This is a genomic window from Achromobacter colocynthidis, from assembly GCF_057334535.1.
Genome location: NZ_JBHFIZ010000035.1, coordinates 246,081 through 271,619 on the forward strand (window position 1 = coordinate 246,081; position 25,539 = coordinate 271,619).

Annotated in this window: 28 protein-coding genes and 1 pseudogene; 14 read left to right on the forward strand and 15 right to left on the reverse strand. The window is 64.3% G+C overall.

The genetic code is table 11. From position 1 onward, the window contains the following. Positions 1–39: 39 nt before the first annotated feature. From ACE04A_RS16875 to ACE04A_RS16885, 3 genes are all read right to left on the reverse strand, one after another. Complete coding sequence (locus ACE04A_RS16875; RefSeq protein ID WP_448718797.1) at positions 40–2,163, reverse strand: type VI secretion system Vgr family protein; 2,124 nt, start codon at positions 2,161–2,163, stop codon at positions 40–42. Positions 2,164–2,241: 78 nt separating this feature from the next. Then, on the reverse strand, positions 2,242–2,760 hold the full coding sequence (locus tag ACE04A_RS16880; RefSeq protein ID WP_046803329.1) for an Hcp family type VI secretion system effector: 519 nt from the start codon (positions 2,758–2,760) through the stop codon (positions 2,242–2,244). Positions 2,761–2,940: 180 nt separating this feature from the next. Continuing rightward, positions 2,941–3,114: a hypothetical protein gene (locus tag ACE04A_RS16885; protein WP_485820327.1), complete on the reverse strand. Its 174-nt coding sequence runs from the start codon at positions 3,112–3,114 to the stop codon at positions 2,941–2,943. A 33-nt stretch (positions 3,115–3,147) separates the two neighbouring features. Between ACE04A_RS16885 and ACE04A_RS16890 the strand changes: the two genes are divergently transcribed. Further along, a complete protein-coding gene (locus ACE04A_RS16890; RefSeq protein WP_259247531.1) occupies positions 3,148–3,555 on the forward strand; it encodes a VOC family protein in 408 nt (135 codons plus the stop codon). Here the strand turns inward: ACE04A_RS16890 and ACE04A_RS16895 are convergent. Beyond that, entirely contained in the window at positions 3,552–3,866 is a 315-nt protein-coding gene (locus tag ACE04A_RS16895) for a flagellar transcriptional regulator FlhD (RefSeq protein WP_485820328.1), read from the reverse strand. The genes ACE04A_RS16890 and ACE04A_RS16895 overlap by 4 nt on opposite strands. A 215-nt stretch (positions 3,867–4,081) precedes the next feature. Between ACE04A_RS16895 and ACE04A_RS16900 the strand changes: the two are divergent. Both ACE04A_RS16900 and ACE04A_RS16905 read left to right on the forward strand, forming a co-directional pair. Continuing rightward, positions 4,082–4,225 (forward strand): annotated as a pseudogene (locus tag ACE04A_RS16900) (DUF2325 domain-containing protein); the annotation flags it as partial. 72 nt (positions 4,226–4,297) lie between these two features. Continuing rightward, positions 4,298–7,303, forward strand: coding sequence for a PAS domain S-box protein (locus ACE04A_RS16905; protein WP_485820329.1), 3,006 nt, complete (start codon positions 4,298–4,300; stop codon positions 7,301–7,303). 593 nt (positions 7,304–7,896) lie between these two features. Here ACE04A_RS16905 and ACE04A_RS16910 read toward each other — a convergent pair. Both ACE04A_RS16910 and ACE04A_RS16915 read right to left on the reverse strand, forming a co-directional pair. Next, positions 7,897–9,315: an RNA polymerase factor sigma-54 gene (locus ACE04A_RS16910; protein WP_424917696.1), complete on the reverse strand. Its 1,419-nt coding sequence runs from the start codon at positions 9,313–9,315 to the stop codon at positions 7,897–7,899. 182 nt (positions 9,316–9,497) lie between these two features. Further along, complete coding sequence (locus tag ACE04A_RS16915; RefSeq protein ID WP_259249259.1) at positions 9,498–10,442, reverse strand: sigma-54 interaction domain-containing protein; 945 nt, start codon at positions 10,440–10,442, stop codon at positions 9,498–9,500. Between the two features lie 265 nt (positions 10,443–10,707). Between ACE04A_RS16915 and ACE04A_RS16920 the strand changes: the two genes are divergently transcribed. Beyond that, positions 10,708–12,090 carry a sigma-54-dependent transcriptional regulator gene (locus tag ACE04A_RS16920; protein WP_259247521.1) on the forward strand — a complete coding sequence of 461 codons (1,383 nt, stop codon included), beginning with the start codon at positions 10,708–10,710 and terminating at the stop codon, positions 12,088–12,090. Positions 12,091–12,103: 13 nt separating this feature from the next. On the opposite strand, the gene ACE04A_RS16925 is transcribed toward ACE04A_RS16920, so the two are convergent. Further along, positions 12,104–12,487 carry a hypothetical protein gene (locus tag ACE04A_RS16925; protein ID WP_259247520.1) on the reverse strand — a complete coding sequence of 128 codons (384 nt, stop codon included), beginning with the start codon at positions 12,485–12,487 and terminating at the stop codon, positions 12,104–12,106. A gap of 126 nt (positions 12,488–12,613) precedes the next feature. Between ACE04A_RS16925 and ACE04A_RS16930 the strand changes: the two genes are divergently transcribed. Further along, entirely contained in the window at positions 12,614–12,835 is a 222-nt protein-coding gene (locus ACE04A_RS16930; RefSeq protein WP_259247519.1) for a hypothetical protein, read from the forward strand. Between the two features lie 14 nt (positions 12,836–12,849). On the opposite strand, the gene ACE04A_RS16935 is transcribed toward ACE04A_RS16930, so the two are convergent. Further along, positions 12,850–13,128 (reverse strand): DUF378 domain-containing protein, encoded by a 279-nt coding sequence (locus ACE04A_RS16935; RefSeq protein ID WP_259247518.1) that lies wholly within the window; start codon positions 13,126–13,128, stop codon positions 12,850–12,852. Between the two features lie 72 nt (positions 13,129–13,200). Beyond that, entirely contained in the window at positions 13,201–13,470 is a 270-nt protein-coding gene (locus ACE04A_RS16940; RefSeq protein WP_448718800.1) for a hypothetical protein, read from the reverse strand. A 165-nt stretch (positions 13,471–13,635) separates the two neighbouring features. Here ACE04A_RS16940 and ACE04A_RS16945 point away from each other — a divergent pair, with 165 nt between their 5' ends. Further along, positions 13,636–14,226, forward strand: a complete 591-nt coding sequence (locus ACE04A_RS16945) for a hypothetical protein (RefSeq protein ID WP_279996211.1) — start codon at positions 13,636–13,638, stop codon at positions 14,224–14,226. A 22-nt stretch (positions 14,227–14,248) separates the two neighbouring features. Here the strand turns inward: ACE04A_RS16945 and ACE04A_RS16950 are convergent, their stop codons facing one another. Then, positions 14,249–15,136: an SDR family oxidoreductase gene (locus ACE04A_RS16950; protein ID WP_448718801.1), complete on the reverse strand. Its 888-nt coding sequence runs from the start codon at positions 15,134–15,136 to the stop codon at positions 14,249–14,251. A 233-nt stretch (positions 15,137–15,369) separates the two neighbouring features. Between ACE04A_RS16950 and ACE04A_RS16955 the strand changes: the two genes are divergently transcribed. After that, positions 15,370–15,558, forward strand: coding sequence for a CsbD family protein (locus tag ACE04A_RS16955; RefSeq protein WP_100855801.1), 189 nt, complete (start codon positions 15,370–15,372; stop codon positions 15,556–15,558). 75 nt (positions 15,559–15,633) lie between these two features. Here ACE04A_RS16955 and ACE04A_RS16960 read toward each other — a convergent pair whose 3' ends face one another. Then, positions 15,634–15,975, reverse strand: coding sequence for an ElaB/YgaM/YqjD family protein (locus ACE04A_RS16960; protein WP_259247513.1), 342 nt, complete (start codon positions 15,973–15,975; stop codon positions 15,634–15,636). 76 nt (positions 15,976–16,051) lie between these two features. Further along, positions 16,052–16,447, reverse strand: a complete 396-nt coding sequence (locus ACE04A_RS16965) for a four-helix bundle copper-binding protein (protein ID WP_481716586.1) — start codon at positions 16,445–16,447, stop codon at positions 16,052–16,054. Between the two features lie 87 nt (positions 16,448–16,534). On the opposite strand from ACE04A_RS16965, the gene ACE04A_RS16970 reads away from it, so the two are divergent. Beyond that, on the forward strand, positions 16,535–16,786 hold the full coding sequence (locus ACE04A_RS16970; protein WP_259247511.1) for a hypothetical protein: 252 nt from the start codon (positions 16,535–16,537) through the stop codon (positions 16,784–16,786). On the opposite strand, the gene ACE04A_RS16975 is transcribed toward ACE04A_RS16970, so the two are convergent. Then, positions 16,772–17,854: a DNA topoisomerase IB gene (locus ACE04A_RS16975; RefSeq protein WP_448718803.1), complete on the reverse strand. Its 1,083-nt coding sequence runs from the start codon at positions 17,852–17,854 to the stop codon at positions 16,772–16,774. The two genes, ACE04A_RS16970 and ACE04A_RS16975, sit on opposite strands and share 15 nt — an antisense overlap. 221 nt (positions 17,855–18,075) lie before the next feature. Here ACE04A_RS16975 and ACE04A_RS16980 point away from each other — a divergent pair, with 221 nt between their 5' ends. The 3 genes from ACE04A_RS16980 (at position 18,076) to ACE04A_RS16990 (ending at position 19,553) form a co-directional block, all read left to right on the forward strand. Beyond that, positions 18,076–18,237 carry a hypothetical protein gene (locus ACE04A_RS16980; protein ID WP_259247509.1) on the forward strand — a complete coding sequence of 54 codons (162 nt, stop codon included), beginning with the start codon at positions 18,076–18,078 and terminating at the stop codon, positions 18,235–18,237. A gap of 49 nt (positions 18,238–18,286) precedes the next feature. Next, positions 18,287–18,439 (forward strand): DUF3309 domain-containing protein, encoded by a 153-nt coding sequence (locus ACE04A_RS16985; protein ID WP_006222114.1) that lies wholly within the window; start codon positions 18,287–18,289, stop codon positions 18,437–18,439. 157 nt (positions 18,440–18,596) lie between these two features. Continuing rightward, entirely contained in the window at positions 18,597–19,553 is a 957-nt protein-coding gene (locus tag ACE04A_RS16990) for a 2-hydroxyacid dehydrogenase (protein WP_448718806.1), read from the forward strand. Positions 19,554–19,591: 38 nt separating this feature from the next. Here ACE04A_RS16990 and ACE04A_RS16995 read toward each other — a convergent pair whose 3' ends face one another. Both ACE04A_RS16995 and ACE04A_RS17000 read right to left on the reverse strand, forming a co-directional pair. Next, positions 19,592–20,428, reverse strand: a complete 837-nt coding sequence (locus ACE04A_RS16995) for a universal stress protein (protein ID WP_448718807.1) — start codon at positions 20,426–20,428, stop codon at positions 19,592–19,594. Positions 20,429–20,539: 111 nt separating this feature from the next. Further along, positions 20,540–22,687 carry an FUSC family protein gene (locus tag ACE04A_RS17000; RefSeq protein WP_485820330.1) on the reverse strand — a complete coding sequence of 716 codons (2,148 nt, stop codon included), beginning with the start codon at positions 22,685–22,687 and terminating at the stop codon, positions 20,540–20,542. Between the two features lie 292 nt (positions 22,688–22,979). On the opposite strand from ACE04A_RS17000, the gene ACE04A_RS17005 reads away from it, so the two are divergent. The 3 genes from ACE04A_RS17005 to ACE04A_RS17015 all read left to right on the forward strand — a co-directional run bounded on the left by ACE04A_RS17005 (position 22,980) and on the right by ACE04A_RS17015 (position 25,537). Then, positions 22,980–23,885 (forward strand): EAL domain-containing protein, encoded by a 906-nt coding sequence (locus tag ACE04A_RS17005; protein ID WP_448718810.1) that lies wholly within the window; start codon positions 22,980–22,982, stop codon positions 23,883–23,885. A gap of 141 nt (positions 23,886–24,026) precedes the next feature. Continuing rightward, complete coding sequence (locus ACE04A_RS17010) at positions 24,027–24,221, forward strand: hypothetical protein (RefSeq protein ID WP_050444732.1); 195 nt, start codon at positions 24,027–24,029, stop codon at positions 24,219–24,221. Between the two features lie 215 nt (positions 24,222–24,436). Continuing rightward, positions 24,437–25,537 carry a DUF748 domain-containing protein gene (locus ACE04A_RS17015; RefSeq protein ID WP_448718811.1) on the forward strand — a complete coding sequence of 367 codons (1,101 nt, stop codon included), beginning with the start codon at positions 24,437–24,439 and terminating at the stop codon, positions 25,535–25,537. Positions 25,538–25,539 lie beyond the last annotated feature (2 nt).

A 25,539-nucleotide genomic window follows, 5' to 3' on the forward strand; every position in this document is an offset into this window, starting at 1 on the left:
TCCGGCGGGGCCAGCCGGCATGTTCAAGGTCGGACATCATCACGCGCCTCGCATGCCGCAAGGGCAGGGCACACGTGGGCAGGTGCCGTCCGCGCGCAGTGCACAAAGCAGGTCCATGGCAAGCCCGGGGGCAGGGGAACCCGCCATCGATGGGGCGCTGGCCGCGCCGGCTTGCTGGCTTAGCGGGCCTTTGAAGACGATTGCGCTGGCGTCCAGGGTGATACCGGACCCATCAATCGTGATCGTGCCACCCGGCCCCTTGATCACCACGCTTTGCGCCGCCTGCAATTCCAGCGTGACCGTCTTGCCTTCGATCCGCTCGCCGGCATGCACCTGGAAATGGCCTTGCACCTTGTGTTCAACATGGCCGCCGGTTTCTATCCAGTGATTCGCGCCCGTCTTGTCGCGGCGGTTGTTGCCCACGTCTTCCGTGCGGTCGCGCCCGGTGGCAATGGTGTGGTTGCGGTCGATGGTCAGGAAGTCGTTTTGCCCGATGGCGTGGCGCCGGTCCTGCCCGATGTTGACCTGTTCGTCGTTGCCCACCGTTTCGCTGCGGTCATGACCAATGGTGATGGTTTCATCATGCTCGACCTGTTCGGCACGGTCGTTGCCGACGAAGGTGGTTTCGTTGTGGTTCACATGGATGTTCTGGTCTTTCTGCGCGTGGATGTAGATCTCTTCCTGATCGCGTTCGTCCTCGAAGCGCAGTTCGTTATAGCCCTCGCCCTTATGCGTCTGGCTCTTGATCGTCATGCGCGTCTTGTGACGCGGCAGTTCGTAGGGCGGCGGGTTGATCGACCGGTGGGTCCTACCCGTGACGATCGGCTGCGAACTATCACCGTCCAGAAAGCTGACGATCACTTCCTGGCCGATGCGCGGAATGGCCATATGGCCCCAGCCGGCGCCCGCCCAGTTCTGCGACACGCGGATCCAGCACGAGCTGTGTTCGTTGTTCCTGCCCAGCCGGTCCCACGGAAACTGCACCTTGATGCGGCCGTATTCGTCGCAATAGATTTCTTCGTTGGGCGGGCCGACCACGCTGGCGATCTGCGGGCCGTCGACCACGGGCTTGCGGCTGGGCGCGGGCTTCCAGTCGACCTTGTCGGGCACGATGTCGGCGGTGTAGCCGTAGCGCGTGCCATGTTCCGCGCCCGCGCTGTCTTCTTCCTGGCTGGTGTGCTGCACGCCGTGGTGGCGCATGCGCACCGGACGCCAACCCTGGTTCCAATCTTCGCGCGGGTGGCCGGTCAGGTCGAAGGCCACCCCGGGAATCAGGCGGGCGTCGTCACCCTGCACCTGCGCCATGCGCGCGTCGCGGCGCAGGCCCAGCAAGCGGCTTTGTGTGAAGGGCTTGCCGGCCTCGTCGCGCTTGTAGCGGCCGGGATAGTCGTAGCGTTCGTAGCGGCGATCTTGATGCTGCAAGTCGCTGGCCACGTGCGTGTGTTCCTGGTCGTACTGCGGGTGGGTGTAGGTGTAGTCGCGCTGGGTTTGGCGCGCGGTGCGCAGTTGCTCGGTGTAGGTGAAGCGGCGCAGCGCGGGCTGAGCAGGGTCGCCGCCGGCTAATGGTTGGTAGACGACCGGGCCGCCGGCGATTTCCCCATGGATGTAGATGCGGTCGCCGTGGACCAGGCGATGGCTCTGGTCCGTATGCACATAGCGATGGAAATAGCCTTCCTCGGCGGCCAGCCGGGTGACGAAGTCCAGGTCGGTTTCACCGGCTTGCACGCAGTATTCGCGCGGCAGGTGCTGGTTCGTGGTGATCTGTTCGTAGTCGGTGATGTGGTGGCGCTTGAAGACATCGGCCAGGATTTCCGGCACGGACAACTGCTGATAGATGCGCCAGTCCGAACACAGCGCCAGGCGAGACAGCGAGGGTTCCAGCACGGCGCGGTAGCGCGTGCGCCGAAAGCCCGTGTCGCCTTGCTCGAAGGCGGTGACGATGCCATGGACGTGACGTACCGCCGTATCGCCCCGCCACAGCGTGAAGAGCGCCGTCTGGTCCAGCATGGCGCCGAAGTCGATGGCGGGGTTGAAGCTGGACAAGTCCAGCTCCAGCCGATAGGTCTCGGACAGGGCTTCGTCCAGCGTGAATTCAATGACGTCGAATTCGACGCCGCGCGCGGACGACACGAAGGTAAAGCGCAGATCGGATGAGTGGGGCATGGTGGGGTCACTAGGCAGACGGGCAAGAAGAAACCGCGGTTGCGCAGGCATCTACCTGCGCAGCCGCGGCGGCGTGCCTTAGCTTTCCAGCGGTTTACGCCAGTCGTCCGAGGCTTCCGTGCCCGCGATCTCGTGCGTCCACGTGATCTTGCGGTAGGCCATGGCCACCTTGATCAGCTGCGTGAAGTCCGACTTGCTGGGGTCTTGCGCGTGCGGCAGCACGCTGGTGATGTCCACAATGGTGGCGTCTTCCAACGCGGTGGTGAAGAAGTGTTCCTGCTTGCCGTCGATGGACGTGCGGTACCACTTCACTTCCACCTCGGGCAGCATTTCACCGGAGGCCAGCGCGTGATACAGCAAGGGCGTAGCCTTGTTCAGCGCGCTGGTGAAGATGAAGGGCTTGTGCACACGCTGGCCCGACGGCTGGCCGCTTTGCGGGTCGGTCGGGGTGTTGACGCGGTGCTCAATTTCCTGGACCAGGATCTGGTCTTCGTGCCCTTCGACATATACGTTGCCGACCGAATCAGCGGTGAAGGCGCCTTCAGTGATGTTGCCCTGGGTTTTGCCCGAAATGCTGATATAGGCGGGAGTAGGCATGATGTTTCCTTAGTCGTCGTAGTACATGGCCGTTGCGGCCGGATACTTCCCGAGGGAAGCGCTACGAGGGACTAATGCAACATCCGTGCCAGGTATTGAAATTGAAAAATAAACGTATATAGATCAATAGCTTGAAAGAAAAATAGGACGATTCCGATACGGCTTTCCAACGCTGATTTCCTAGAAATAGCCGTTTTTCCAGAGGAAACGAGCCAGATCTGACCCGATTAAAAATAAGCCTTTAAGAATCAATGGCTTGCGGTGGGTCAAATTTGGCCTGATCGGGCCAAATCTGGCCCGGGCCAGCGCGTGGCGCGGAACGCCGCCTGGCAAACCACGTTCGAAGCCAGACATAATTCAGCTTCTATCCCTTACAGCGAGTCCCACATGTTTTCCCATGTTTGCATTGGCATCCGCGACTTCGACCGCGCGTTTTCCTTCTACGCGGCGCAGGCCGAGGCGCTTGGACTTGATCTTCGATTTATCGATCGCAAGGTGCCCTGGGCGGGCTGGCAACCCACAGGTGGGGGCCGGCCGTTATTCGTAATCACCGCGCCCTATGACGGAAAAGCCGCTGAACCGGGCAACGGACCGATGACGGCATTTCTGGCGGAGGACCGGGCAACCGTGGACCGCTGCCACGCGCTGGCCTTGTCGTTGGGCGGCACGTGTGAAGGCCCGCCCGGGTTGCGGCCCGATTACCACGCGAATTATTACGGGGCTTATTTCCGGGATGCCGACGGCAACAAGATCTGCGTGTGTTGCCACGGCCCGGAAGAAACGCCTACGGCTTAACGCCGCACGAGGGATGGCGGCGCGGGCGACGCTAACGGGTTGCGCTCGGCCAACGTGGCGTCCATGCCTTGGCTCAATGCCGACAACAGCACATGAGGCGCCAGCTTCAGTTGCGCCAGCAGCACGCTGCTGCGCGCCAGGCGGGGCAACGCCGCCGGTTCCAGGTCTGCCAACCACTGGCTTGTCTTGGGCGACATTTGCAGGCGACTTAGCTCAACGGCATCGCCGCTGCGCGCGATGCGCTGCAGCAGTAGCAAATACATGAGGTTGGCTTCGTGGATATCGCGCAGAAGTTCGGTGGGATTCGGCATCGGGCACTCCACTGCGTAGAGTCCGCCAGCCGGCCGAGACCGGGGCGAAAGGCGCGCGGCGTTCTCGGGGGAACGTCTATTTCAGGCCCGGGACGGGCTGGCGTGCCGATATGTTTGTGGATCATATTTAAGCGACGCAGGCACGTCAGTAATGGATTTCCCTGTGCGCGATGGGGCCGGACCCTCGCCACTTAAAAGCGAAGCGTGCTCATTAGGTCATCTGCCAGACAGGTTGCGTCACTCATGGCGCATACTGGCGGGTCAAGGACCACTGCACACGCACGGGCAAGCAATGCGCGCGGGTGGACAAGCCCGAGGCGCGTGGCGCCTTGCAGGTGGAGACGGGGCAGGATCGGTAGCGTCGCGTTACCTTGCGTTTCGGCATCGAGACGAGGCCCCGCAATACAGTACACGCAGGAAAAGGGGCAGACATGTTGAAAAAGCAGGATCGCGTATCCCATCCGTGGACGGATACGCTGGCCCGTCTGGAGGAAGAACGGATCATGTTGCAGCGCATAGCGGCGGGTATGCCGCTGGCGCACGTGTTCGAACACGTCTTGCACGCCATCGAAGCGCAGTCCAGTACTGAGCTGCGCGCGGCGATCGCGCTGATCGACGAAACGGGACACTATCTTATCCACAACGCCGCGCCGAGCCTGCCCCTGGAGTTCAGCGCGGCACTGCAACGCACGGCCATCGGACCCAACGTGGCCTCTTGGGGCACGGCCGCCTACACCGGCAAGCCGGTTTATGTGGAAGATATTGCCTCGCACCCCGACTGGAAGAACTGGCGCGACCTGGCGCTGGCGCATGGCTTGCGAGCCTGCTGGTCCACCCCGATCAAAGCGCCCGACGGCCGCTTGCTGGGCGTGTTCTCGAACTACTACGGCGTCGTTCGATCGCCATCCGACCATGATATCGACGCACTGGCGATGGTGACGCGCAGCGCCGCCTTGGCCATCGAACGCCACATGACGGATGCCGCGCTGCGCGCGAGCGGTGAGCGCTGGCGCGCCATGTTCGACGGCATGCAAGAGGCCTTCTTTCTTAGCGAGGCCTTGCGCGACGATGATGGCCGTATCGTGGATTTCCGCTTTCTGGAAGTGAACCCCGCCTTCGAACGGCAAAGCGGCATGAAAGAGGGCGACACGCTGGGCCATACGCTGCGCGAAATGATCCCCGGCGTTCCGGGGCAGATCATGGATGCGTTTGCCCAAGTGGTCGAAACCGGCGAACCCACCCAGTTCGAATTCGCGGTGCCGGGGCCGAAAGAAGCATGGTACGAGGCCCGCGCCCGCAAAGATGGCGATGACCGGATGATGGCCTTGTTCCTGGACGTTACTGCCCGCAAGGTGGCCGAGACGGAATTGTGGGAAGGGCAGCATCGCAAGAATTTCCTTTTGTCGCTGGTTGACCGTATGCGCGCCTTGCATCATCAAAGCGAGATCGAACACGCCGCCTGCGCGGGCCTGGGCCAGCATCTTGCCCTGGGGCTGGCCGCGGTGCTGGACTGGCCGGGTGAAGGCCAACCGACCACGCTGTCGGCCAGTTGGCGGTCCGAGGTCGACATGGCGACGCAGCAGGCGCTGGTCCCCGAACAGCTAGGCGAGGATTTTCACGCCGCGATGCGCAAGGGCCGCACGGCGTATCTGCAACCCATGGTGGCGGAGCAGGGCGGTGAGGTCCGGCCGTCCGCGATCGTGGTGCCGATGCGCCGCTGGGGCCGGCAGGGCGGCGCCTTGCTGGTGCGGCCGCTGGCCACCAGCCGCCTCAAGGCGGGCGACGTGGCGTTTCTGGAAGAGGTCTGCGAACGCTTGTGCGATGCCGTCGAGCGCTCGCAATATGCCCGCACGCTGGAACAGCGGGTGGAAGATGCCATTGCGGAACGCGATCGCATCTGGCGCCTGTCGCCGGAACTGTTGGCCGTGGTCGACGGCCAGGACCGCTTTGTGAGCGTCAACCCGGCGGTGCGGCCGATCCTGGGCTGGAGCCCGGAACAATTCCTGTCGATGGGCCTGAACGAACTGATCCATCCCGATGACCTGGCCGCCACGCGCGCAACGATTGCGCTGGCCGCGGAGGGCAATCCGGCGCAGACCGTCCGCCATATGGAAAACCGGTTGTTGACACATGATGGCGCCTACCGCTGGATCACCTGGAGCATGTCCTGGTCGCAAGACAATCTGTACATGACCGGCCGAGACGACACCGACCTGAAGGTCCAGGCCGAGACCTTGCGCGATACCGAGCAGGCGTTGCGGCAGTCGCAAAAAATGGAAGCCGTGGGTCGGCTGACGGGCGGCATCGCGCATGACTTCAACAATATGCTTCAGGGCATCACGGGCGCCCTGTACCTGATTCAGCGCAAGCTGGCGGCCGGCGCGCCGGAGCAGGCGCAGCGCTTCATCAACGTCGCCATGGATTCCGCGAACCGCGCCGCGCATCTGACCCAACGTCTGCTGACGTTCTCACGGCGCCAACCCATCGACCCAAAGCCGTTCAGCGTGGCGCCCACGCTGCAATCCATGGGCGACCTGTTTCATCGCTACACGGGCGAGGGTGTGCGCCTGCAGTTCAAGCTGGCGCCGGACCTGTGGACCGTGCGGTGCGACCGCAACCAGTTTGAAAATGCGCTGCTGAACCTGGTCATCAACGCTTGCGACGCCATGCCCAATGGCGGCGAGCTGACCGTTGCGGCGTTGAATACGCAACTGGATGAGACCACGCTGCGTCCTTATCCCGGCGTCAGCCCAGGAGAGTTCGTTGAAGTCTCCGTCACGGACGTGGGCTGCGGAATGTCGCCGGACGTGCTGGCCCATGCCTTCGATCCCTTCTTCACCACCAAGCCCTTGGGCGAGGGCACGGGGCTGGGCCTGTCGATGATCTACGGGTTCGCCAAGCAGGCGGGCGGCATGGCGGTATTGGAAAGCGTGGGGGGCCAGGGCACCACGGTCAGGCTGCTGCTGCCGCGTTATGACGGCGCCCCGGACGCCGCGCAACGACCCGAACCCGCTGCCCACCGCGCGCAAGACAATGCGAAGCCGTCGGTGGTCGTGCTGGTGGAAGATGACGACAATGTGCGCGACATGGTTAACGAATGCCTGGCTGAACTGGGCATGCAGGTGTTGACCGCGTCCGATGGCGAAGCCGGCTTGGAACTCGTGTTGCGCACGACCGATATCGACCTGCTGGTCACCGATGTGGGCCTGCCCGCCTTGAACGGCCGGCAACTGGCCGATGCGGCTCGGGCCGCTCACCCTGGCCTGAAGGTGCTGCTGATGACGGGCTACGCCGAGAGCGCGGCGCGTGGAGCGGGCTTTCTGGAACACGGGATTGAACTGATCGTGAAGCCGTTCTCGCTGGAAGTCCTGGGCGAGCGCGTGCAGCGCATGCTGGATGAGTCCGAGCTGGAAAGGGACGGCGGCCGCCCGGGGTAGACGGGCGGGGGTGACGGTGTTGCAAAGGCAGGTAAAAAATACCCGGCCCAGCATGTCAGACAGGCATATCGCGCAAGGAGGGCAGTGCACAGGCCGGGAACGGCGATTGCTTATGGATCTGTGCACTTCCCACTAAGGAGTCTGACTATGAAATTCCGTCCTTTGACTTGCGCTCTCGCATTGGCTGCCGGTATGTCCGCTGGCGCGGCAATGGCCCAAACGGCCCCCTCGACGTCGCCGTCCAATACGCCTAACGACACCACCGCCGCGCCGCCCAATCGCCCGTTGCCTGCTGGCCAAATGGCGCCGGCGCCCAACCAGACGCCCCCCAGCGGGACCACGCCGTCTCATATGAACAAGAGCGGCACCATGTCTACGGACAAGCATTCGGGCCAGATGCCGAATAAGAAACCCGAGGCGAATGACAACGTGCCGCGCACGCCTGCATCGGGCGCGACGCCGCCTCCCGGATATCCGAACACGGGCGGCTCGAAGTAAGCGCCAAGCAAAAGGCTTCCCTTGGGAAGCCTTTTTTACGTGCCTGGATTCATGAAAGGAACCCAGGCCGCCAGGGTTGCATCCGCGATGCAGTTTTAATGCTGCCTGCGTAGTTCAGCCGGCGGCACGCGCAATTGCCCGCGATACTTGGACACGGTGCGCCGCGCCAGCAGAATGCCGCTGGCCGCCAGTTGCTGGGTCAGGGCCACGTCCGACAAGGGCATGGTCGGATCTTCGGCTTCCACCATTTCCTTGATCAGCGCGCGAACCGCGGCGGCCGAACACGAGCCGCCCGATTCCGTCGCCAGTTCACGCGAAAAGAAATGGCGAAACTCGAACACGCCGCGCGGGGTCACCATGTATTTGCCGACGGTGGCGCGCGACACGGTGGATTCGTGCATGTCCAGATCGTCAGCCACTTCGCGCAGCATCAGCGGACGCAACGCCACTTCACCGTATTCAAAGAAAGTCTGCTGACGCTTGACGATGGCTTCCGCCACGCGCTGGATCGTCGTGTAGCGCTGCTCTACATTGCGCACCAGCCAGCGGGCTTCTTGCAACTCTTGCGCCATCGGGCTGCGGTCATCCAGGCGCGCGCGACGGAACAGGTCTGCGTAAGTGCGGTGCAGCCGCGCTTGCGGCATGGCGTTGCGGTTGGGCAGGACGCGCCAGCGCGAATGCCACTTGTCCACGAACACGTCCGGCACCACATACACCGGCGCCTCGGCGCTATAGCGCGAGCCCGGCTTGGGGTTCAAGCTGCGGATCAGGGCGCAGGCCTCGCGGATCGCATCCTCGGAAGCGCCCAACAGGCGTCGTAGACCCGCGGAATCGTTTTTACCCAAGCGATCAAGATGTTCGCGCACGATGCGCAGCGCCAGATCACGCACCGCCGGTTCCACCGATTGCGCGGCGGCCAATTGCAGCGACAGGCATTCGGTCAAATCGCGCGCCGCCAGGCCCGGCGCGTCCAATTGCTGCACCAGGCGCAGCGCGGCGAGCCATTCGCCTTCATCAGGCGGGGGGCTGAACGCGGAATGGGCGGGGTCGCACAGGCTGGTCAAGGGCACCCGCAGGTAGCCGTCGTCGTCCAGGGCGTCGATGATGAATTCGGCCAACAGGCGGTCGCGCGGCTCCAGATGGTAGTTGCCCAGATCCGCCGAAAGCCTTTCCCGCATGGAGACGGTGGCGCACACCCATTGCCCCATGTCCTTGCCGTCGCCACCGCTGGACAGTTGGGTCGGGTAGTCGCCGGAATAGGCGGGCGCGTCGGGAATGGGGTCATCGGCTTCCGAGGTGGGCGAAGCCGCGGCAGGCTCGGCGGCAGACTCGCTAGCGTCGGCATAGTTGCCGGGCTTGATGGAATCGCCGTTTGAAGACGGTTCGCTGTCCTGCTCGTCGCCGTCTTCAAGAAAAGGGTTCGTGGCAAGCGCGTGTTCCACCGCGGTCGTGAACTCAAGCGCCGACATCTGCAGCAGCTTGACAGACTGCTGCAAGCGAGGCGCTAGCGTCATTTGTTGGCGCAGGCGCAATTCTTGCGAGGGGTGGCCCAATCGAGTCTCCTGAATGAAAGCCGCCAAAGGGCGGTACCTCTCAAGACTCATGCAAGATCCGTGCCAGCCCGTTTTGCGGGCGGGCGGACACGGGGCAGCCGCCTGGGACAGCGACCGTATTACAAGCGGGATGTAAGAACTGCTCAGCCGCCGGCCAAGCCTTCTTTTTCGTAGACGTCCAAGCGGTTGTACAAGGTTTTCAAGCTGACGCCCAACGTGTCGGCCGTGCGCCGCTTGTCGCCGCCATGATGCGCCAGGGTGGCCAGGATGAAGGCGCGCTGCGCCTGGTCCAGCGGCATGCCTACGGGGAAACTCATGGCGCCTTCACGCATCTCGGCATGTTGGGTGGCCGGGGGACGGGTGTGCAGGTTGGCCTCCAGCTGCGCATCCGCCAGGATGTAGGCGCGCTGCACGACATTGCGCAGTTCCCGTACGTTGCCCGGCCAGTCATGCTGGGCGATGGCCTCCAGCATGCGCTTGGAGAATGTCTTCTGCGTGTCGTGCCGTGCGTTGAGGGTATCCAGGAACTGCTGCGCCAGGATCACGGCGTCGTCGCCGCGCTCGCGCAGCGGCGGCACACGCAGCGGAATGACCAAGAGGCGATGCAGGAAATCCTGACGCAGCCGGCCGTCGGCGACGGACGCCGCGGGGTCGCGGTTGCTGGCGCAGATGATGCGCACATTGGCGCGCAGCAAGTCTGTGCCGCCCACGCGCTGATAGGTGCCTACTTCCAGCACGCGCAAGAAGTGCACCTGCATGTCCGGCGGCATTTCCGTGACTTCGTCCAGGAACAGGGTGCCGCCGCTGGCGTATTCGAAGTAGCCTGCGTTCTGCGCGACCGCGCCGGTAAAACTGCCTTTTTCGTGGCCGAAGAGTTCGGCATGGGCCAGGGTGCCGCTGATTGCGCCGCAGTTCACGGCGACGAACGGCGCGCCGCGCCGGTCACTGGCGTCATGGATGGCGCGGGCGATGATCTCTTTACCCGAGCCGCTTTCGCCCACAATGAAGACGCTGGCATCGGTTGCCGCCGCCAGTTGTAATTGTGATGCCAACTTTTGCATGACGGCAGACATGCCGGTAACGTCCATGCGAGTAACCGGGGACACGGGCGCATTGTCACGCCGCGCGGTGGTGCGATTTGCCATACTTTTACCTCGGGCCGCCGGGGCCTAACGCGACTGCATAATCGTAGTGGGGCGTCCGTCGCGCGATTGCGACCAGTTGCAAGTATTCGAAAACTTTAGTGGACAGTATCGATTGTTTACGCATTATGCGGCGAGACTGTCTATCCTCGTATTGATAAATGCGTGACGATATATCCACCACCAATTCGCACGTCTACACGGAGAAGCTATGCCTCATCTGCTTGTCGTCGATGACGACGACGCGATCCGGGAAACACTGGCCGAAATGGGCCGCGACAGCGGTTTTTCGGTTGCAGTGGCAGGCAGCATCAAAGATGCGCTGATACAGCTGGAACGGCAAGCGCCGGATCTGGTATTGACCGATGTCCGCTTGCCGGGTGGCAACGGCTTGGACATCTTCAAGAATGCGGCCGTGGCCAGCGCCGAAGTTGTCGTGATGACCGGCCATGGCACGGTCGACTACGCGGTTCAGGCCCTGCGCCTGGGCGCGAGCGATTTCCTGGTCAAGCCGATCTGCATGGAACGGTTGAATGAAATTCTGACGCGCGTGGTGACCAATGCCGGCGGTGAACTGCCTGGCATGCCGTTCGAGGAACCTGGCCGCTTCGGCAAGCTGTACGGCGAATCGCCGCGCATGGTCGAGCTCTATCGCCAGATCGGGCGGGTCGCGCCCACGAACGTCACGACGCTGTTGATCGGCGAAAGCGGCACCGGCAAGGAACTGGCCGCGCATGCCATTCACGAACTCAGCACGCGCCGCCAGCGCCCGTTCATTGCCGTCAATTGCGGCGCGATTTCACCGAACCTGATTGAAAGCGAAATGTTCGGGCACGAGCGCGGCAGTTTTACCGGCGCCGACCGCCAGCACAAGGGCTACTTCGAACGCGCGGACGGCGGCACGCTGTTCCTGGACGAAGTGACCGAGATGCCACTGGACCTGCAAGTCAAGCTGCTGCGCGTGCTTGAAACGGGCCAGTTCATGCGCGTGGGGACGAATCGCGAGATCAACTGCAACATCCGCATCGTGGCGGCCACCAACCGCAATCCCGAACAGGCGGTGCAGGAAGGCAAGCTGCGCGAAGACCTTTACTACCGCCTGAGCGTATTCCCGATCGAGTTGCCGCCCTTGCGTGAACGCGGCGACGACATCCTGTTCCTGGCGCGCCGTTTCCTGCAGGCGCAAAACCAGGAGTCCGGCAAGAACAAGGCCTTTTCACCCGAGGCGGCCGAAGCGCTCAAGCAGTACGAATGGCCCGGCAACGTGCGCGAACTGAAGAACTTTGTGCGCCGCGCCTTCATCATGGCCGACGGCGATGTGCTGGGCGTGGACATGTTGGCCCCGCAGGTCTCGCCGGCCGGTGATGCGGCGTCCAGTGAAGTCAGCGTGCCGGTTGGCGAAACGCTGGCGGAGGCTGACCGGCGCTTGATCCTGGCCACGCTCGAACGTTGCAATGGCGTGAAGAAGCAGGCCGCGCTGATGCTCGGCATCAGCCCCAAGACGCTCTACAACCGTCTTGAGGAATACGCGGCCGCCGGAATCGTGCTGCCCGGCGAAGACGCCGGATCGCGCGATTCCCGCAATGCCGCCTGACCGCGCCAGCGGTCTACTTGCCGTGGCGGGTCTTCAGGTCCGCCATGCAGGCATCTTCTGCGTTGCCTGACAGCGCATCGCACTTCGCCTTGCCCACCTTGTAATCAGCGTCGTTCTTGGCCTTGGCGGCTTCATGGTTGGCTTCAGCCTTTTCCTTGCCCGCGCGGGCGTCGGCGCGCGCCTTGTCGCGGGTGGCGTCGGCCTGTTTTACGCACACGTCCTTCTGGTCGCCCTTCATGGCGTCGCACGCCTTCTTGTCCATCTTGTACTGGTTGTCGATCTGGTCATCCGTGCGCAATGGTGCGGAGCCACCTTGGGGCGTTTGCGCGCCCGCCTGGAATGCAAGGGCGGACAAGCACAAGGCAATAGCGGGGCAAACGGTTCTGGACAGATTCATGGCTGACTCCTCGGGTAGTGCCCACACTGCGATGGACGTACACCCGCTTAAGCAAGTGGCGTGCCCATGTCGTCGGGCACGGCGCTTGCGCAACAAGGCCGCGCATGACGCGATACGGAGAACGAGATGACACAAAATAGCGAGCAGGATCCAGGCAAAACCAAGGCAAACGAACCCAAGGACGAAGCGGAAGCCGCGCGCGACAGCGGGCAGTTTGGCGCGGACAAGCCTGGGTATGGAGAGGCCGTCCAGCCCGCCAAGCGGCCGGCGGATAAAAAGCCCAACACCAAGGGGCCGGAATTCGAAGAGGGCGGCCAGTATCCGGGCACGCGCAAGGCAAACAACTGAACCGGGCCGGGCGTTCAGCCCGGCTCCTCGCCCCATCGAAACAGCATGACCACGCAATGCAGGGCGGCCAAGCCGATCAGGCCCTGAATGCCGCGCACCGCGGTCGCGGGAAACACCTTGGCGAAGACGTCCAGATTGACGGCGGCCATCAAGCCGCAATTCAAACCGCCCGCCACCACCAGGATCAACGCGGTCCAATCCAGCCAGGAAAGTTCGCGCGCACGGGGTGCGGGACGCGCGGAAAAATCTTCTTGATGTTCTGAAATATTTTCACTTTCGCCCGACATGCTCATGATTGGCTCGCTCCAATGATGGCCGGCCTCGGGCGGCGCCTCTGCGCGCTACCCGCGAATGGCCGTGGGGAATCAACCGCCGTTGCGGACCGGATCGGGCGGCGAATGGGACACGCCAGCGTCGTCCGCGTCGGTGACGTGGTCGGGCGCAATATCGTCGCCATCGTCCTCGCGCAGGTCGGGATCAACGCTTTCCCGTTCGCCGGTGGCCTGCGAGTCGCTATCGGTGTGGGCCCGTTCGGGCGGCAGGTCGCTGGCCGAATCGGACGAATCACTGGGGCCCAGATCGGGGCGGCCGCTGTCGTCAGGGGAGCGAATGTCGGGGGGTGTAGTGTGGGGCATGGCAGTCTCCAGGGATGGCGTGAACAGGCAAGCCCAGTGGCAGAGCCGCGCTGGGGCAGCGCTGCGCATCGGTGCGCTGGCACCGGTGCTACAGCAAGCGCCGTGCCGACGCGCTTGGGTATGCAAGTTGCTGCATTGGCTTGTGTCCGCATACGGGAGAGCGCTATGTCTTTGATCGTTGCCGCAAGGTTCGACACTTTCGACCAGGCCTCCGTGGCCACCCAGAATCTATTCAAGGAAGGGTTTACCGAAGACGACGTCCATACGTTCTATATCAATACGGCAGGGGGGCATTCCCGCTATCCGCTTGGGGGAGACCGCCTGGCGGACCCGGACGCGAAAGGCGGGCACATCGGCGCGGTGGCTGGCGCATCCGCCTTGGGGTTGCTGTTTGCCTTGTTGGGCGGGGCAATCGCCGCTCAGATAGCGGCCTCAGTGTTCATCGTTATCGCCGCCGCGGGCGTGGGTGCGTATATCGGCGCATTGGCCGGGGCCATGTGGATTGTGGGTCGAGGCCGGCGCAAAAGCGCGGCGTCGCCGGTGATGCAGGATTCCCACCCTGCCGTTCGACAGGCTGGCGTCATGTTGGCGCTGCATGTGTCGCCCGAGCAGGAGGCGCGGGCGCGGCGTGTGCTGCGAGAGTCCGGCGGACATGACATCGAACGCGCACAAGGGCGTTGGCGTGACGGTAAGTGGCAGGACTTTGATCCGCTGACACCGCCCCAAACCGTCGAGGCGCCCACGCCCACGCCTTGATGCCGTCTTGATACCGTCCTGATCAGTCGCCCGCGCTGCCGGTAATGGGCAGCACGATGCCGGTGATGTAGCTGGCGCAGACCGGCGCCGCCAGGAACACGTAGGCGGGCGCGATCTCTTCGGGTTGCGCGGGCCGGCCCAAGTCCGTCTTCTTGCCGAATTCCTTGATGGCCTCGGCGCTTTGGTCGGCCGGGTTCAGCGGCGTCCAGACAGGGCCTGGCGCCACCGCGTTCACCCGTATGCCGTCAGCCGCAAGGTTGGCTGCCAGCGAGCGCGTGAATGCATGGATAGCGCCTTTGGTCGATGAATAGTCCAGCAGCTTGGCGCTGCCGCGCAGGCCGGTCACGGAACCGGTGTTGATGATGGATGCCCCGGTCTTCAAGTGTGGCAGCGCCGCGCGCGCCATGTAGAAGTACCCGGTGATGTTGGTGCGCAGGGTCTTGTCCCACTTGTCGTCGCTGATCTCGGTAAGTTTCTCGGTGTGCTGCTGATAGGCGGCGTTGTTCACCAGGATGTCGAGCTTGCCAAATTCCTTGACGGCTTGCGCCACCACGTTCTTGCAAAAGGCGGGGTCTTGCACGTCGCCCGGAATCAGTACGCAGCGCCGGCCTTCGGCTTCGACCACGCGGCGGGTTTCTTCGGCGTCTTCATGCTCGTCCAGGTACACCACGGCGACGTCGGCGCCTTCACGCGCGAACAATACGCTGACTGCGCGGCCGATGCCGGAATCACCGCCCGTGACGATGGCGGCCATGCCCTTGAGCTTGCCGCTGCCTGCGTAACCCGGCGCCTGGTATTGCGGTTTGAGCACCATGTCCGATTCGTTGCCGGGCTTGTCCAGATGCTGGCCGGGCATGGGCGGGGTGGGATGCGGGCGGGCGCCCGTGTCGGTGTTCTTCGGTTGGCTCATGGTCAGGCTCCTTGTGACTTGGCGCGGAACGCGCGCCTTGACAGGGCAGGGAGCAAACCTTGTTCCTGCGTGCAGGCGTCAAGGAGACGTCGGGGAGGCTGCTTAGCGGCCTTGCGCGGCCTTGCGCGGCCTTGTGCGGCCTTGTGCGGGTTTGGGCACGTCGCTTGCGTAGCAGCCCATACGGCGCAGACCCTGCGCCGGTAATCCATCAACGCGATGAAAGTGAGACAGCCATGAACAAAGACCAGGTGAAGGGCAGAGTCGAGGAAGCCACCGGCAAGGTGAAGGAAGTAGCCGGGAAGGCCACGGGCAGTGCATCCACCGAGGCGAAGGGCACGGCGCAGAAGGTTGCCGGCAAGACGCAAGCGGCTTACGGCGATGCAAAGGAGAAGGCCGAGGACCGGGCTAAGGGCAAAGCCTGAAATCGGGTTTGAAGGCAAGGTCCGGACCCGGCTACACGCCGGCCCGGACCTTGTTGGCGCGGTGCGGGTGGTTTCTTATTGGCGGCCGACAACGACGCCGAACAAGAACGCCGCGCCGGCCACCAGCCCGATGGCTTGCCACGGGCGCGCGTGGATATATTCTTCCGTGCAGTCAATGGTTTCGCGCATCAGGTCGCCGGCGTTGTCAGAGGCGTCGCGCAGGCTGCGCCGGGTGGCCGCCAACTGATCCGCCAAGCGCGCCTTGAGCGCATCCAGGTCGCTCGGGTCGGCATCGCGCAAGGTCGCTTCGATTTCGTCGATCCAACTTTCCGGATGGCGCGCGCGGCTGCGCGACCCACGATTGTCCGGGCCGCTCTCGGGAAAGTCGGAAGGCAAAGGGGTGTTCGTAGAGGCCATCGAAAAGCTCCTGGCAATCGGGCTGGTTAGGCGCCAACGCTGGCCTGCCCGTGCGGCCGCGTGGCGTGTCGAAGCGTCAAGCCTCGAGCATGTCCTGGCATGCCAGCGTGCACGCCAGGCAAGCCCCGGCGCAGATCTGGCAATGCTCTACGTCCTGGTATGGCGCACAAGCGCGGGCGCAAGCATCGCAAACCAAAGCGCATAGCGTACAAAGCGCGGTAGAAAATTCGCCGTTGCGCGCCAACATGGCCGCGCAAAGACGGCAAACGCTGGCGCAATCCGTGGCCAGGCTAATGCAGCGCTTCATCCGCGTGGCGTTGGTTTCCAAACACCCCGCGGCGCACTGGTCGCAAGCCACCGCGCATTCGTAGCAGGCTTGCACACATTGCTCGAAGTTTGGGTCTCGCATTGCATCTCCTTGTGAGTGCCCAGGGTGCTTGGCAAAGGCGCGCCGGGCCTGCGCCGGGCACATCCGCTTGCAATTTGAAGATACTGACCGCGGTTTCGCGTCGTTGGCGGCCGTAGGATGAAAGTTCGAAACCAGACAGGAGGCAGCGTCATGAAATCCCGATCCGCTTCGAAACCCGCCACCGCCACTCGCAAGGCGGCCGGCACCGATGACACCGCAAAGATACTGCCGCCGCGCGGCCCCGTCGATGTGCCGAAACAACCGGTCAAACCAGACGCCTCGACCCCCGACGAAGCCGCACGCGACAAGCGCGCCGTGGTCGACAACCAGACCGAATCAAATTGGGCGGATGGCGACGCGCCGCAACCGCGCGCGAAGAACGCCCGCTCACACTTGTTCTGACGGTTGAGGCGGCGCGGGCGCATCCATCGGCGGCAAATCCTTCAGGAATGCAAGCAGCCGCCGTTCGTCGGCGTGCAGGCCGCGCGGGCCGCCCGGTGCGCGTCCCTTTGCCGGCAAGACGCCCTGTAGATAGGCATCAAGCAGGGCCGGGTGCACGTAGCAGGCGCGGCACACGGCGGGCGTGTTGGCCAGTCGCTTGGATACTTGCTTGATCACATCGACCACGTTTTGGCGTGCCTGCGTTGCGCTTTCGGCGGGCAGGTCTTGCAAGGCGGCATAGGCCATGACTGAACCGGCCCACGTGCGGTAGTGCTTGGCGGTGAAGTCGCCGTCGCCCGCCGCGCGCAGATAGGTGTTCACCGCGCCCGAGTCCACCGGATGCTTGTCTCCGTCTTCGTCCAGGTATTGGAACAATTGCTGCCCCGGGATTTCCAGGCAGCGCTTGATGATGCGCGCGACCCGGCGGTCCCGCACCGTGACGTCGTGGGGCACACCGCTCTTGCCCACGAACCGGAAGCGGAAGCTGCTGCCTGCCACGGTGGCGTGGCGGCGCGTCAGCGTGGTCAGGCCATACGATTTGTTGGACCGCGCGTATTCGCGCGCGCCAATACGGATCAAGGTCGTTTCCAGCAGGCGCACCAGCGTGGCCACCACCTTGTCCTGGGTCAGGCCGCGCGCCTGCATGTCAAGCGCCACGCGGCGCCGGATGCGGGGCAACGCTTGCCCGAAGGCAAGCAGGTTCTGGTATTTACCCGCATCGCGCAACGCCGCCCACGACGGGTGATACCGGTATTGCTTGCGTCCGCGCGCATCGCGGCCGGTGGCTTGTAGATGGCCATGGGGCAGGGGGCAGATCCAAACGTCTTCGTACGCGGGCGGTATCGCAAGCTTGTTGATGCGTGCGATCTCGGCGTCATCGGTAATGCGTTTGCCGTCTGCGTCCAGGTAATGAAAGGTGCTGCCGTTGACCCGCACACGGCGATAGCCGGGCAGGGTGTCATCCACATAGACCAAGGGGGGATCAACGGCGGCAGGCGCCGCGTCGGCAAGCGGGGTGCGGGTGTCCATGCGGTCTCCGGGAACTGGCGCGTGCAACTGGCGCGTGCAACTGACGCGCGCAGCGGGCGCGTGACCCAAGCAAACGCCGTGCCCGGGCGGCGCTTGCGGCAAGCTGAAAGTTTGGGCACGGCGCTTGCTGAAAGAAGGCCAGCGACAAATGTCCGCGAATCGATTGTTTCGGATCCGTGCCGTATTGCGGGATCCGCGAATGATCTCTACAGGAGAGTGCCATGCAAGCCACACAGTATCTACACGTGCCGCCCAAGCCCGAGCCGATTCCGCCTGGCTCGCCGCCCGGGGATTTGCCGGTGGACCCGGATACCGACCAGCCCGAAGTGGATCTGCCGCCGCTATCGCCGCCGGTCAGGGAAATTGAGCCGCCTAAGCGCTGATGCCCGCTTGCCACCCAAGAATTCGAATCAATAACGACGAGGAGTCATCATGTCGACCATCCTGCTGATCATTCTGATCCTGCTGCTTATCGGCGCTGTACCGGCGTGGCCGCACAGTAAAGGCTGGGGCTACTACCCCAGCGGCCTGCTTGGCATTGTCGTGATCGTGCTGATCGTGATGCTGCTGATGGGACGCATATAGCGTTCTGATGGCTACCCCGGCCCAGCGCGGCGCCCCCGCGCTGAGCTGGGCCGCCAGCTTTTGCAAGGAATGGCCGCTGCCTGGACGGCGAGTGGCGCGTGCGGGTCCCCAGGCGTAAGATTTCGCCGACATCGATCCGCCACCCCGCAGCAGCAACATGACCATTCCCTTATTGATTTTGATCGACAGCGTGCAGGACTACCTGCCCGAGATCCAGGCGCGCGGCTTTCGGCCCGTCTACGCGCCCACCGAAAAAGCCCGTGAACAAGCCATCCTGGACCACGCCGACGACATTCGCGTCGTCTTGACGCGCGGCGCCACCGGCCTGCGCGCCGACGAAATGGCCGCCATGCCGAAGCTGGAATTGGTCTGTTCGCTTGGCGTGGGCTACGAGAACATTGATCTGGCCGCGGCCGCCGCGCGCGGCATTGTGGTGACCAACGGGCCGGGCGCCAATGCTGTGTCGGTGGCCGACCACGCGATGGCGCTGCTGTTGGGCGCCGCCCGCCATCTGCCGCAGGCCGATGCCTGGGTCCGCCAAGGAAATTGGAACGGGTTCATGGGGCCGCAGGTGACCGGCAAGCGCCTGGGTATTCTGGGCCTGGGCACCATCGGCCTTGAAATCGCACGCCGGGGTGCGAACGGGTTCGGCATGCGCGTGGGCTATTACAACCGGCGGCCGCGCCCGGAATCGGGCTACACCTATTTCGACAACCCGCGCGAGCTTGCCGCCGCGTCGGACTTCCTGGTCATCGCCACGCCGGGCGGCGCGGGCACGCGACATCTGGTGGATGCCCAGGTGTTGCAAGCCCTGGGGCCGGAGGGCTATCTGGTGAACATTGCACGCGGCAGCGTGGTCGACACGGACGCGCTGATCGCCGCGCTGGCCAGTGGCGGTATCGCCGGCGCGGGCTTGGATGTGGTGGACGGCGAGCCGCATATTCCCGATGCGCTCAAGCGCTTGAACAACGTGGTGCTGACCCCGCATAGCGCGGGGCGTTCACCCGAGGCGGTGGCCGCAACCGTGGCGCTGTTTTTGGAAAACGCCACGGCGCATTTCGGTGGCAAGCCTGTGTTGACCCCGGTGCTGGACGCGCACGCGGAAGCGGCCTGAACACCCCGCCTGAGCACCCCGCCCGCGTCGCACCCGCTTCAGTGCGAAAACATGATCGGCACGGTCATGCTTTTCAGGATGGACGCGGTGGCGCCGCCCATGGCCCATTCGCGGAACTTGCTGTGGCCGTAAGCGCCCATCACGATCAAATCCGCGCTGTAGTCGGCGGCGGCATTCAGGATGGTGCTGCCCACGCCCACTCCCTTGATGACGCGGTTCACATGGTCCGGCGCGGGCATGCCGTGCGCCACGCAATAGGTAGCCAGATCTTCAAAGGGCACGCCTTCGTGCTTCGCAACACTTGCGCCTTCGTCCATGGTCAGCACTACCAGATGCGACGCCAGGCGCAGGGCGGGCGTGGCGTCGGCCAGCGCGCGGGCGGCTTCCCGGCTGCCGTCCCAGCAATAGAGCACGCGGCTGCCCACCCCGGAAAAATCACCGCTTGACGGCAACACCAGCACGGGCCGGCCGGCGGTCAGCAGCATCTGTTCCACGAATTCGGTCTCGTGCGCGGCTTCGACGTCGTCGCGGTTGTATTGGCTGACGATGACCAGGTCGCTGCTGCGGGCGTGCAGGGCAACGGTGGCGCTCGGCGCGGCGTCGCCCGCGCGTACGAAGGCGGGCACGTCGGCGGCGGCGGCCGCCTCCAGGAAGGCGTTCTGTACCGCGCCCCGATTCTGCGCCTGCAATTCCTTCATGACGTTCAGCGTGCGCGACATCAGCACGGATTCGCCGTAGTAATACTGCGGCGGCGCGGCGCTGGCATAAATGCCCACCAGATCCGCCTGATGCTGTTTGGCAAGCGCCAGCGCCAAGGCGGTGCGGCGGTTGCAATCGAATCCGTGGTCCAGGTGGACGGAAATGCGTCGGTACATGGCGGGCCTCCTTGATAAGCGTCCCATGTCGCCATGGTTGCGCGTTCCGGCGGGCCGACCCTTGATGCGCATCAAGCCAGTATCAACTATGTCGACTGCGCGATCGCGTTGTTAACGCGGCGCTTCCTTTTCAACGCGGTCGCGCAGTTGCCGTACCTGGCGCGCCTGCTGGGCAATGCGGTCCAGCGGACCGGCCAGCGCGGGGGCGGCCGACAGCACGGCGGCCGGTACCGCGAATTGGCGTGGGGACGCCGCCGGTGCGTGGTCCTGCGGGTGCAAGGCATGCGCCAGCACCAGCCCGTAATCTTGCAGCGCCGTGGCGGCCGTCGAGGCGTCGGGCGGCAAGGGCGGTTGAATTTCCAGCACGGTGCCGGCGGCGGTTATGCGCCGCATCGCATTCAAGAGGTTCACGGCGGTGTCGACCTTGCGGTCACGGTGCACGGGGTTTTGTTGCAGCCGCTGCAAGGATGCTTCGGCGTTGTCGGCCGACAGGCAGGCCAGGCGACGCAGGCCAACAATGTCGACGGCGGCGGTATCCGTCTTGGCATTGCTCTTCAGCCGGATCAACGCCAGGGCATAGGCGGCGTGCCGTTCCAGCGCGCGGGTCAAGGCGTCGGCCAATTGGCGCGGCTCTTTTTCCGGCCACACCAGAAACCCCACCAGCAGTGCCAGAATGCCACCCAGCACGCTGTTGAAGGCGCGCAGCGCGGCCAGCATGGGTTCGTAGATGTCGGGTTGCTGGATGTGGCTGACCAGCACGAACTGCGAGGTCAGGAAAAAGGTGAACAGCGCGTAATGGATGGTGCGGGCGGCGAAGGTGCCCAGGGCGATGGGCAGCACCGCCAAGGCCACGGACAGCGGCGTGCTCAGCAATAGCCCCAGCAAGGACGCACCGATGGCGCCCGCCACGCTGCCGATCACCCGTTCCAGCGTGCGCTGCCAGGTGGTGGCGAAGTAGGGTTGCAGGATGAAGACCAGGGTCAGCGACATCCAGTAGCCGTGATTGACGGCGAAGGTCTTGGACAGCGCCACGGCGATGGTGGCGCCCACGCCCACGCGCAAGGCATGGCGGAAGGCATCCGATTCCACGCCCAGATTCTGGCGCAGGGTGCGTGCGGCCTGGCGCGCGCGGCTTGCCAGGCTGGGGACTTGAACCGGCGCTGTCGGCGCGTCGCCTTGGTCGAACATGGCTTGCATGACCGATTGGGCCGTTTGCAGCATGCGGTCCAGGACCGGCACCACCGAGGCCAGATCAGGCGCATACGCCATGGCGCCGCCGCGCAGGTCGTGCAGGCCGGCGCTGAAGTGCGCCAGCCGTTCCCGCAGGCATTGCGCCTGCTTGGCGTCACTGACGTCCGAGGTGCTGGCGATGGCGTTGCAGACGCTGGCGTAGCGGTGCAGCGCATGGGACAGATGCGCGCCGGCGCTGCGGCCCAGCCAGCGTGGCGCGTTGGATTCCAGCAGGTCGGCCGCGGCGACCAGCGCAATGAAACTGTCTTCGGCGCTGTCCAGCAGATACGTCAATTGATGCGCCCGTGCACGGCGCGACGGGCGGGTGTCCTGCACTTCGCGGATACGCACGCGGGCGGCTTCCAACGCCGCCCGCTGTGCGCTGCGTTGCGGTTTGGTGACCGCCGTCCAGGCCTGCGGCCCGCCGGCTGGGGTCACGCCTGACACCGTCAGGCCCGAATACATGCGCGCCAAGGCATCGGCGAAGTCCGCCAGGCCGCGATAGCAGTGCGCAACGGCATGGGTCGCGTCTTTCCAGGGGCGTCGGCGCCAGACCAGGGCCGTCATCAACATGGCCCAGACCGCGCCGGCCAGGAAGAACAGGGTGTAGGACAGGCTCTCGGCCAGCGTGGGCGCGGGCAATTCCGCCGCCACCACGAAGCCGGCCGACAGCAGTGTGCCGACAATGGCGGCGGCGGGCCCCAGCACCCGCAGCAGTCCGCCGAAGGTGCAGCAGGCGAAGGTCAGCGGCAGCAGCAGCCAAAGGTGGCTGGCGCTGGCGCTGGCCAGGAAACAGAAGAGGGCGCCGATCAGTCCCAGCGCCAGCATGGAGCCCGCGCGTTGGCGCAGCGGCCCACCGGGGGCGCCGAAGCAGGCCCAGAAGGCGGCGATGGCGGTCCAGCCCAGGCGCGGCTCGTGAACCAGCACGGCCAGGATGACGGGGGCCGCGCTGATCGCGGCGGCTTGCAGGGCGTCCAGCCACAGCACGTTGCGCAGCGAGGCGCGCCAGAGGGAAAGCAGTTTTGTCACGCTGGGAATACGGCAGAAGTCAGGCAGAGAATGCGCAGGAGGCAAACCCTAGCATGTCGACAAGGGCGTTGGCATATACGGCTGGTTACATTAATGTGAATTAATGGACTGAAACACGCAAATTTGCCTGGAACAATTGCGCGAAATGGCATAAAAAAACATTTGCGATGGCGTCACCGGTTATGTGGGTGACGCAATAGCGGCAAGCCAAGAGTGAACTCATGTCCCAATGTGTCCCTATCTGCGCCCGGACAGCGCAGGCGTTATCCAGGGACATGCGAGGAGCGTTGACATGACGCCGAATCACGAGGCTTCAACCAGCTCGGTGGTCAGCGATGATGAAATCGCCACCATGGTTGCAGGAAAAGATGGGCTGCGCGTGTTGTTGCAGCCCCAAATGGATTTGCTCACGGGGAAAATCGTGTCGGCCGAGGCGCTGGCGCGATGGCAGCATCCCCGGCTTGGGCTGGTCATGCCTGCCGAATTCATTCCTGCCGTCAATCGCATGGGTATGGACAAGCAACTGTTCGAACGCGTTTGCCTGCGCGTGATCGATGTGCTGCTGACCATGCGCCGAATGGGCGTCGCGGTGCCGATCGCGATCAACGCGCCGGCCACGACGCTTGCCGACGACCGCTCGGTCGCCTTCCTGCTTGACCGTATCCGCGCGGCGGAACTGCCGGCCTCGCTGGTGCGCGTCGAACTCACCGAAGACCAGCCCATCAAGGACCTTGACGTCTTGCGCGCGTCGCTCATGAAGCTGGAGGACGCGGGCTGCGAGGTCAGCCTGGACGATTTTGGCACCGGGCACGCCTCATTGAAGCTGCTGTCGGCCATTCCGCTTTCCGAAGTCAAGATCGACCAGTATTTCGTGACGCGCATGCGGCGCAGCGCCGTGGCGTTCGAAGTGCTGCGCAGCGCCGCCGAGCTGGCCACCCGCATGGGGTGGCGGGTGGTGGCCGAGGGGGTCGAGAACGTGGCCGACATCCCCGCCTTGCGGGCAGCGGGTTGCCGCTACGGCCAAGGCTTCGCGTTGGGCCGACCCATGACGCTGGACGAGTTGATGCTGCGGCTGCGCACGCAACGCGACGGGATAGCGCCGCTGGCCGCCTCCGCTACCTATGCGTCGTCCTGGATCGAGGCGTTCGACGGCGCCGATGCCGAGCCCGGTCCGCCTGTGCGTGTGACCACGCAGTAGCCCCGCAGGAGCGGTAATTCTTACCGGAATCGTCCCGTCCCCGACCGCCTCCCGCACCTAAGCCCCACGCGCAGGGCGTTTGGGCACGTCAGTTGCGACAGCAAGTCCAGCGGAGTTGTTCCGCCCTCTAGGAGACTTGTAATGTCCAATCAGAACCAGCCCGACCAGCAAAAGCAGCCGCAAAAACAACAGGCCCAGGAAAACCCCAAGGACCGCAACCAGCAATCGGGCCAACAACCTGGTCAGCAGTCGGGGCAACAACCCGGCCAGCAGATCGACAAGGGTCAAGGCCAGCAAGGCCAGAACCCCGGCCAGCAAAACAAGACGCAACGCTAGCGCCTTGATCGCGCCTTGAGACCGCATACCGGCAGCGCGTATCCCGACGGCCCCGGCCTCGCCCCTGACAGGCGCGGCCGGGGCCATTTGCTTGGGGCCCCGGTTTGCTGCCATCATCCTTTTCGGCCATTGAAATATGTGGCCGTATCTTCGACCATGCGCTCTGACCATGCACTTTGGTCATGCGCTCCCGTTGGCTCTAACCAGGATTGCTCATGAATTCGCTTGCTCCCGCATCGCGCCAGCGCTCCGCCTTGGGGTCGACCCTGGCGGTGCTGTTGATGCTGATGGCGCTGGCGGCGATTCTTGCGTTTGCCGCCGTCCGTATTGTTGAACAGCGCGTTTCAAGCCTGCTTGGGCCGCGCAGCCAGGTCGGCGACGTACAGGTCGGGTTCCGGCAAGTGGTGTTGACCGACGTCGTGGTACCGGGCGCGTCGGGTCAGGCCGAGGCGCGCGCCAAGCGGATCGTGCTGGAGCCCAAGTGGTCCGGCTTCCTGCGGCATGAAGCGGTGTTCAACACCGTCACCGTCGAGGGCTTTGACTTTGCCGTCGTGCGCACCGACAACGGCGATATGCAGATTGCGCCCGCCTTGAAGACGGCGCTGCAAGCGGGCGAGGGGCGCACGCGCGGCCGCATGCCAATCGACATCGCGCAACTGGTGCTGCGCGACGGGCGGCTGGACTTTGTTGACGCCGCCGTGGCCACGCCCGCACACCGTATCCCTTTCAAGAACGTGCGGGCGCGGCTGAGCCCCGTGATGATTCCGGGCGATAGCGTGCGCAGCAACATTGAATTCGCCGGCGACGTGGAAGACAACCGCAATGGCGAATCGACGGTGCGGGCCCAGGGCTGGGTGGAAATCGGCGGCACCGATTCAGAAATGAAGGTCGCGGTGCGCAATATGGATATCCGACACGCGGCGCCGTACCTGGCGGAAAACGGCGCCGGCACGCTGACGGGCGGCGCGATGGACCTGGACATGAGCACCGCCATCACCAAGCAAGATTTGCGGGCGTCGGGCGTTGTGGCGCTGCGTGGGCTGAAATTCAGCGGTGATGGTTCGGTATTTTCGCTGCCCCGCAAGGCGGTGCTGGCAGCCATGAAGGACAAGACCGGCGCACTGCGATTCGAGTTCGCGTTGCGCGGCAGCCTGGACAACCCCAAGTTCTCGGTCACGCGCGGTTTCGCCGCGCAAGTGGCGCAGGGCTTCGGCCGCGCGATCGGTGTGGGCGCGGAAGGCGCCGCCCAAGGCGTGACCGGTGCGGTCAAGGAACTGGGCGACGCGTTGTCGGACTTGCTAAGCCCTAGCCAGTAATG